The 7,521-nt window shown below is 65.5% G+C and carries 6 protein-coding genes and 1 pseudogene; 5 read left to right on the top strand and 2 right to left on the bottom strand.

The genetic code is table 11. The annotated features are described in order from the left end of the window. The 4 genes and pseudogenes from FJ471_RS35470 to FJ471_RS33500 form a co-directional block, all read left to right on the top strand. A pseudogene (locus FJ471_RS35470) lies at positions 1-80 on the top strand (glycosyltransferase family 2 protein); the annotation flags it as partial. Between the two features lie 152 nt (positions 81-232). Further along, entirely contained in the window at positions 233-1,405 is a 1,173-nt protein-coding gene (locus FJ471_RS33510) for a glycosyltransferase family 4 protein (protein ID WP_140810449.1), read from the top strand. Then, entirely contained in the window at positions 1,402-2,196 is a 795-nt protein-coding gene (locus tag FJ471_RS33505) for a WecB/TagA/CpsF family glycosyltransferase (RefSeq protein ID WP_140810445.1), read from the top strand. Before FJ471_RS33510 ends, FJ471_RS33505 begins: the two co-directional genes overlap by 4 nt. Beyond that, positions 2,193-3,116: a DUF6492 family protein gene (locus FJ471_RS33500; RefSeq protein ID WP_140810440.1), complete on the top strand. Its 924-nt coding sequence runs from the start codon at positions 2,193-2,195 to the stop codon at positions 3,114-3,116. Before FJ471_RS33505 ends, FJ471_RS33500 begins: the two co-directional genes overlap by 4 nt. Before the next feature lie 128 nt (positions 3,117-3,244). Here the strand turns inward: FJ471_RS33500 and FJ471_RS33495 are convergent, their stop codons facing one another. After that, complete coding sequence (locus FJ471_RS33495) at positions 3,245-4,540, bottom strand: lipopolysaccharide biosynthesis protein (protein ID WP_140810436.1); 1,296 nt, start codon at positions 4,538-4,540, stop codon at positions 3,245-3,247. A 200-nt stretch (positions 4,541-4,740) separates the two neighbouring features. On the opposite strand from FJ471_RS33495, the gene FJ471_RS33490 reads away from it, so the two are divergent. Beyond that, the gene (locus tag FJ471_RS33490) at positions 4,741-7,278 is read left to right on the top strand and encodes a GumC family protein (RefSeq protein ID WP_140810429.1); all 2,538 of its coding nucleotides are present in this window, start codon (positions 4,741-4,743) and stop codon (positions 7,276-7,278) included. A gap of 54 nt (positions 7,279-7,332) precedes the next feature. On the opposite strand, the gene FJ471_RS35135 is transcribed toward FJ471_RS33490, so the two are convergent. Further along, positions 7,333-7,521 (bottom strand): hypothetical protein (locus FJ471_RS35135; RefSeq protein WP_210242073.1); only part of this gene is annotated, 189 nt, incomplete at its 5' end.

The raw sequence follows: 7,521 nt of genomic DNA, 5'->3' as shown, positions 1-7,521 counted from the left end.
GCTGGTGCGCCGAGGCAAAGGTCAACGAGACCGTTCCGGCCCGGCGTGTCGAGGCCGACTGGATCCGCGCCCGCAGCGTGGGTTTGAGCCCTCGATAGCATCGCGGTGATAACGTTTCGTTAATCACCTTCTCGCCTGGCTGTCGGAAAAGGCGGGTCTTCGGCCTTTGACAGTGCCATTTAATCAAGGCTTCACCGCGTTTTGCTACCGGCTGCAGCCAAGGATAGGTGAGATGCATCTGCTGTTCGCCACATCGATCGTGCCTGATGGCGCTCTCGCCTCGGGCTACGAGATTGCCAACGCCGCGATCATCGACGCGCTGCGGCGCGCCGGCGTGCGCGTGACGGTGATCGGCTTCATCTGGCCCGGAAAGGCCCCGTCCGATCCCCAGAACACCATCGTGCTCGACGCCGTCGAGGTCCGAACCGAAAGCGCATCGCCGCTGCAAAAGCTTGCCTGGCTGGGCAAGGCGGTCTTGTCCGGCCTTACCTTCTCCTCCGTCAAGCTGCGTGTCGTGCCTGACGCCGAGCTACGCGCCGCCATCGAGCGCGCTGGTTCCTTCGATGGCTATGTCCTGAACTCGGTGCAATTCGCCGGCGCCTTTGAGAAGGTTTTCGCCGACCATCCATTCGTCTTCGTGGCGCACAATGTCGAGCATCGTTCGGCCGAGGAAAATGCGGCCGCGGCCGGCAGCGCGCTCCAGCGCTGGATGTTCCGGCGCGAGGCCAGGCTCCTCAAGGTCCTGGAGGAGCGCCTCTGCGGCGCCGCGCGCTTTGTCTTCACGCTGGCCGAGGAAGACCGCGCGGCACTTGGCGTCGCCTCCGACAGACGCTCGGCAGTGCTGCCGCTTGTAACCCGGGCGCAGGCGCCGACAGGCAGCGTGAAGCGGCATATCGATTGTGACGCCGCGCTGATCGGCACCTGGACCTGGCAGCCGAACCGCATCGGGCTCGATTGGTTCCTGACCAAGGTCGTGCCGCATCTGAAGCCGGATTTCCGCATCAGGATCGCGGGCAACATGCCTTCCGGCATCAGCTCGCCGCATCCCGGCGTTTCCTTCGTCGGCAGGGTTCCCGACGCACAGGCTTTCGTGCGCGACGCCGCCGTCATTCCCTTGATCAGCACCGCCGGCAGCGGGGTGCAGCTGAAGACCATCGAGACCTTCGAGCTCGGCCTGCCGTCCGTCGCCACCAGCCGCTCGCTGCGCGGCATCGGCTATCGTCCCGACAACTGCGTGGTGACCGACGATCCGATCGCTTTCGCCGCCGCCCTCCAGGCGGCAGCCGCCAATGTCCGCGACGTGGATGGCAGCGCCTTCCATCGCCGCCAGCTCAAGGCGCTCGACGCCGCGATCGGGCTCGGCCTGGAGAAGCTCGGCGCTGTCAGGCAGGAGGTCGCCGCATGAACATGCACACCGCGCGCGCCGCCTTCGGCTTCGACACGCTCAAGACCATTTTGGGCATTCCCGTGCTGGCCATACGCTGGGACGAGGCCATCACCTTGCTCACCAGGCTGATCGACGAGCGTCGCTTCACCAAGGTGAGCTTCCTTAACGCCCACAACGCCAACCTCGCCTGCACCGATCCGGTCTTCGCCGAGGCGCTGGAAGACTTCCTCATCCTGCCGGACGGTGTCGGCGTCGACATGGCGGCAAAGCTGCTTTACGGCGCGCCGTTCCCCAGCAATCTCAACGGCACCGATTTCATTCCGGCCTTCCTGCAGGCCTCGTCGCATCCGCTGACAGTGGCGCTGCTCGGCACGACGCGCGCCAATGCCGAAGCCGCCTGCGCGAAGCTATCGACGCTCGCCATGCAGCACGAATTCGTCGTCATCCATGACGGCTTCTTCTCCGCCACCGAGGAGCCGGCGATCCTCGAGCGCATCGCCAGGCTGCGGCCGGATGTGCTGCTCGTCGCCATGGGCGTGCCGCGCCAGGAATTGTGGATCGAGCGTCACATCGACAGTCGCCATTGCACGCTGCCGGTCGCCGTCGGCGCGCTGCTCGATTTCATGAGCGGCTCGGTGCCGCGCGCTCCTTTATGGCTGCGCCGGCTGCGGCTCGAATGGCTGTTCCGCCTGTGGATCGAACCCGGCCGCCTGTGGCGCCGCTACATCGTCGGCAACCCGGTCTTCCTGTGGCGCGTCGTCAGGCAGAAGCTGTCGCTGGGGCCGCGGCCCGCGGAGGCGCGCCGGTGAACAGCCGCTTCGTGCCGGACACCGCCACAAAAATCGAACCGCTGCCGCGCGCGCCCTTGGCCGCGATCGTCACCGCGAGCTACGCGCCGGATTTCGAGCGCTGCCGGTTGTTGTGCGAAACCATCGACCGCCACGTCACCGGCATGGCGCATCATTACATCCTGACCGAGCATCGCGACGTCGCGCTGTTTCGCCAGCTCGAAGGCAGCCGCCGCAGCGTCGTCGACGAGCGGGAACTGTTGCCGCGCTGGCTGCGCGTCTTCGACGATCCGCTGAGCGGTTTCCGCCGCCGCGTCTGGCTGAGCCTCAAAACGCAGCCGCTGCGCGGATGGCATGTGCAGCAGCTGCGCCGCATCGCCATTGCCGGGCAGGCAAAGGAAGACGTGCTGGTCTTCTGCGATTCCGATGTCGCCTTCCTGAAACCGTTCGACACCGGCGCCTTCTGGCGCGACGGCAAGGTGCGGCTGTTTCGGCGCGACGGCGTGCTGTCGAACGATGGACACGACGAGCATCGCATCTGGTCGCGCAATGCGGGTGCGGCGCTCGGCATCGATCCCACCAATCCATCGAGCCACGACTACATCTCGACGCTGATCGCCTGGCGCCGCGAGACGGTCAACGCGATGCGCGAGCGCATCGAGAAGGTGCATGGCCGCGACTGGGTCGGCGTCGTCTGTTCGGCGCGGCAGTTCTCCGAATGCATGATCTATGGCCGCTATGTCGACGATATGCTTCAAGGCGCCGGCCATTTCCATGGGTCAGAGGAATTCTGCCGCGTCCACTGGAACGGCAAGCCGCTCTCGGACGACGAGTTCCGCCGTTTCGTCGACACCATGGCGCCGGAACAGGCGGCGATCGGCATGCAGTCCTTCATCGGCACCGATATCGGCCGCATCCGCCGCCTGATCGGGCTTGAATAAACCGCGCTGAGATTCAGGTCAGGCCGAGCCGAAAATGGCGGATTCCGAAAACCGGAGCGGAGCGTACTTAAAGTAGGTGAGCACCGGAAGCGCAGGGAGCCGCCATTTGCAGGCCGGCCTCACCTGAATCAGATCGCTTTCGCCGGCCGGCGCATCGCCGAATAAGTCAACAGCATCGAGGCGAGATAAAGCAGCAGGAAGACGATGTTGAGCGACAGGACCAGATTGGCCGTGTCGGGGATGGTCGTCAGCACATAGATGAGCAGAACCGCCTTCAATCCGGCGAGCAGGCCGAGATTGATCGCCCGCACCGCCGTCTGACCGCGCGCGAACAGAAGCTCGGCCTGGTATTCGACGAGATTGCGCAGGCCAGGCACGCAGACCGCCAGCGCCACCAGCGGTGCAGCCTCGGCGACATTCTTGCCGAGCGCATTCGGGAAGAAATGCAGCACGATGCCGAGCGACATGAGCGCCAGCGTCGAGACCAGGAACACGCCGCCTTCGATGCCGCTCTTGACCGCCAGCCGCGACAGCAGCTCCGGCGCCCGCATCATGCGCTGCACCAGCATCATCGAGAAGGTGCGGATCGGGATCGCGGTGAGATCGACCAGCCGCATGATGATGGCGTAGATGCCGGCCAGGTGCGGTCCGCCGATCGACAGCACCAGGAGCTTGTCGAACTCCATCTGCAGGTAGAACAGCACTTCGGATCCGGCCACATAGATGGAATCGGCGAGCCGGCGGAAATAGAGCGCGGCGCGCAGCCTCAGTCGCTGGCGCGGATAGAAGAAGGCAAAGGCGATAACGAGCGAGGCGGCGTTGGCGCCGATGTAATACAGCGACCAGACGCCGATCGAGTGCTGCGCGGCAAGCATGAAGAGCACCGCGCCGACTGCCCTCAGCGCCGTCGCCAGGATGGCGAGCACCGCCGCGCGCCCGAACTTGCCGAGCCCGTTGTTGACGATCAGCACGACCTCGACCGGCCGCCACAGAAGCGCCTCGGCGAAGACGACCGCGGCGAAGGCCGACAGCGGCACGGTGCCGGCAAAAAAGATCAGGTAGATGATGTAGGAGGCGGCGGCGAGGAACGGCAGCGACAGGACGCCGAGAAGCAGGAAACCGGCGGTGAATGTGCCGATTAGATTGGGACGGATCGTGGCGGTGCGGTAAAGCGCCGAGATGAAGCCGAAGGCCAGGATGCGCGACAGCATGATGCCGGCGGCCGAGGCGGTCGCGAACATGCCGAACTCGGCGATCGAAAGCGTGTTGGCCAAGGCGACGAAATACGCCAGCGAAAACACCAGCCGACCGCCGGCGCCGCTGATCGCCGAGAAATAGTCGAATACCAGTTTCCGGCGGGTGGCCACGAAGTGGCCGATCCGCGCGAAGCTCCGCCTTTGCGGTATATCGCTGGCCTGGGTCATATCCGGGGCGATACATAGGCTGGAAAGTTTAACGCGGCGTTCTGGCGCCTGTCCTGGCGGCGCTGGAATGCCGTGGACGAGGCGAAAAACTATGCCCGCCGAGGCGCAAAATTAACCGTTTGTTTCCTATGCCTGTTTAGCGTGGCTTAACGATTGGCCATCCGCCGCGCCCAAGCCGCCAGAAAGCAAGTTCCAGGACAATGGTCGACAGGGATAACCGTGATGACTGGAGGCGCGAGCGTTCCCTGCTCGCGCTCGGCCAAGCCATGCGTGGCGACGACAACACGGTTTCGATCGGCGACCGGGCCAATTCCTCCTGGCGCGAGGACGCCGCCGCGCGCCATCGCGCCGCGCGGTCCGAACGCGAAGGAAAGGTGAATCCACGACCCGCCGATACCGACGGATTTAGCCATGATCAGGCGCAACCGGTATCGGAACCGGTCGAACCCGAACATGACTGGCGCGGAAGAAATCGGTCTGAGTCGCCCGAGCCGCTCTACGAAGCCCCGGCTGAGAACCAGCAGCCACAAGCCGCCACCGAACCGCGTCACACGAGCCGGCCGCCGGCCGGCGGCGATTCCCAGGAATGGAAACCGCTGATCGACCCGATGCAGGTCGTGCACGGCATCACGCGGTCCAAGGCACTGATCCTGTCGACGACCATCGTGGGCGCCGCGCTTGGCGTCGCCATCGCGTTGTCGACGCCAAAGAAATATGAGGCCACCACCGACGTCATCGTCGACCCGCGCGACCTCAAGCTTACCGATCGCGACCTGACGCAGAGCGTGGTCGCCTCGGATGCGACGCTCGCCATCGTCGAGAACCAGGTCCGCATCCTGACCTCGGGCACCGTTCTCAACAAGGTCGTCACCGACCTCAACCTCACCAACGACCCGGAATTCAACGGCCAGGGCAAGGGCGGCTTCGGCCTGATGTCGACGCTTCGTTCGATCCTGTCGCGGCAGGATGCGAGCGCGGCGGACGAAGCGCGCAAGCGCGCGCTGGCGGTCGGCACTCTGTACGACAGCCTCGACGTCGAGCGCGGTGGCAAGACCTTCGTGGTCTCGGTCAGCGCCACCACGCAGAACGCAGAGAAATCCGCCCTGATCGCCAACACCATGGTCAAGGCCTTCAAGCAGATTTCCAGCGAGATCCAGTCCAGCACCGCGGGCCGCGCCAATGACGAGCTGACCGCCAGGCTCGGCGAATTGCGCAAGGGCGTCGAGACGGCCGAACGCAATGTCGAGGACTACAGGGCGACGCACGACCTCGTCGACGCGCAGGGTCACCTGATCAGCGACGACCAGATGCTGAAGCTCAACGAGCAGCTTTCGGTCGCCCGCGCCCGCACGCTGGAGCTCAACGCCCGCGCCGCCTCGGCGCGCTCGCTGAACGTCAATTCGGTGCTCAGCGGCACTTTGCCGGAAGAGATCAACTCCAACATGATGAGCGAGCTGCGCTCGCAATATGCGGGGCTGAAGCAGGAAGCCGATCGCGCCGAGGTCAAGCTCGGGCCGCGCCATCCGGAGATCGAGGCGCTCAACGCCCAGCTCGCCGGCGCGCGTGAGCGCATCGGCGCCGAGCTGCAGCGCATCGCGTCCTCGCTGCAGGTCGACCTGAAGCGCTCGGTCCAGCTCGAGCAGGACCTGTCCTCGCGCCTGGCGCAGGCCAAGGTGCAGAGCGGCGACGTCAACAACAATCTGGTTTCGCTACGCGAGCTGGAGCGCGAGGCCGCCGCCAAGCGTTCCGTCTACGAGCAGTTCCTGCTGCGCGCCAAGGAAACCGCCGAGCAGAAGGATATCAACACCGCCAACATCAGCGTCATTTCCGATGCCTATGCGCCGCTGCAGGCCAAGGGCCCGTCGCGCGCGCTGATGGCCGTGGCCGGCCTGTTTGCCGGCCTGTTCGCGGGCATCGGTCTTGGCGCGCTGCGCGGCATCTATGCAAGTCTGCGCGAGACGGCCGATAGCCGCTCGCGCCGCGGAGTCGATGAGCGTGCTCCCACGGTGGAGAACAACTCCAACCGCGCCGCTCCGCCGCCGGCGCCGCCACCGCTCGTGACGCCGCCGCCCGTCCCGCCTGTCGCTCCGCCGCCGGCCGCGTCTTTCACGCCGCCTCCGGCTCCGTCTTTCACGCCGCCTCCGGCTCCGTCTTTCACACCGCCGCCGGCTCCGTCATTCGCGCCGCCGCCAGCGGCGGCATCTTACACGCCGCCCGCAGCCGCGTCTTACATACCACCGCCTGCCTCACCCCCGATCCCTCCACCGGCGGTCGCGCCGGCCCCAGTCCAATCCGTCGCGCCGCCACCGGTGCCGGACAACGACGCCGGCCGGCCGGGACTCTTTGGCTCACTGGCCTCGGCGGTTCGCTATTTCGTGCGGCGCGAGCCGGCTGATACGGTCGATTTGGACTCTGTCCCGCCCGAAAGCGCCTGGCGCGCGCCTACCCTGGAAGAGCGCTATCCTCGGGCTGAAGGCCCGGCGCGGGAAAATTTTCAGCCGCCATACGAGCAGGGCTATTCCTATTCTTACCGGCCGGACCATGGTCGGACCGATCCGTACGAGGATCATTATCCGGCCTCGCCGGCATCCTATCATCCGCAACCGCCGGTTCCGGGCGACGCTCGCCAGTTGCCCGCCGACCAGGGTGAGATCGACGACATCCGCGCCAGCCTGCGCGAATTCCGCGAGGCGGTGCGCGAGCTGACCGAAAGCCGCTCGCGCCGCCGCTATTTCTAAAGCGCCCGTATTTCTTAACCGCCTGACCTTCGATAAAAGCGACCGGTTTCGGGTTTACGGCATCCGACGACGCTTTGACGGGATTGCCTTGTCGAATTTTCGTGAAAATGCCGCGCGGCATTTCGGCCGTCCGCGCCCTGCATCGGCGGATCGGGTGCCGTAAACCCGAAACCGGTCGCTTTTATCGAAGGTCAGGCGGTTAAGATATACGGGCGCTTTAGAAATAGCGGCGGCGCGAGCGGC

This window comes from Mesorhizobium sp. B2-7-1, assembly GCF_006440735.1.
Classification (GTDB): domain Bacteria; phylum Pseudomonadota; class Alphaproteobacteria; order Rhizobiales; family Rhizobiaceae; genus Mesorhizobium.
Note: the sequence above shows the minus strand (reverse complement) of the source record. Positions and strands in the feature narration are given on the sequence as shown.

Excerpts from the sequence above, each read along its gene's own strand:
- FJ471_RS33510 (WP_140810449.1), top strand. The coding sequence starts at position 233 with ATGCATCTGCTGTTCGCCACATCGATCGTGCCTGATGGCGCTCTCGCC.
- FJ471_RS33505 (WP_140810445.1), top strand. The coding sequence starts at position 1,402 with ATGAACATGCACACCGCGCGCGCCGCCTTCGGCTTCGACACGCTCAAG.
- FJ471_RS33495 (WP_140810436.1), bottom strand. The coding sequence starts at position 4,540 with ATGACCCAGGCCAGCGATATACCGCAAAGGCGGAGCTTCGCGCGGATC.
- FJ471_RS33490 (WP_140810429.1), top strand. The coding sequence starts at position 4,741 with ATGGTCGACAGGGATAACCGTGATGACTGGAGGCGCGAGCGTTCCCTG.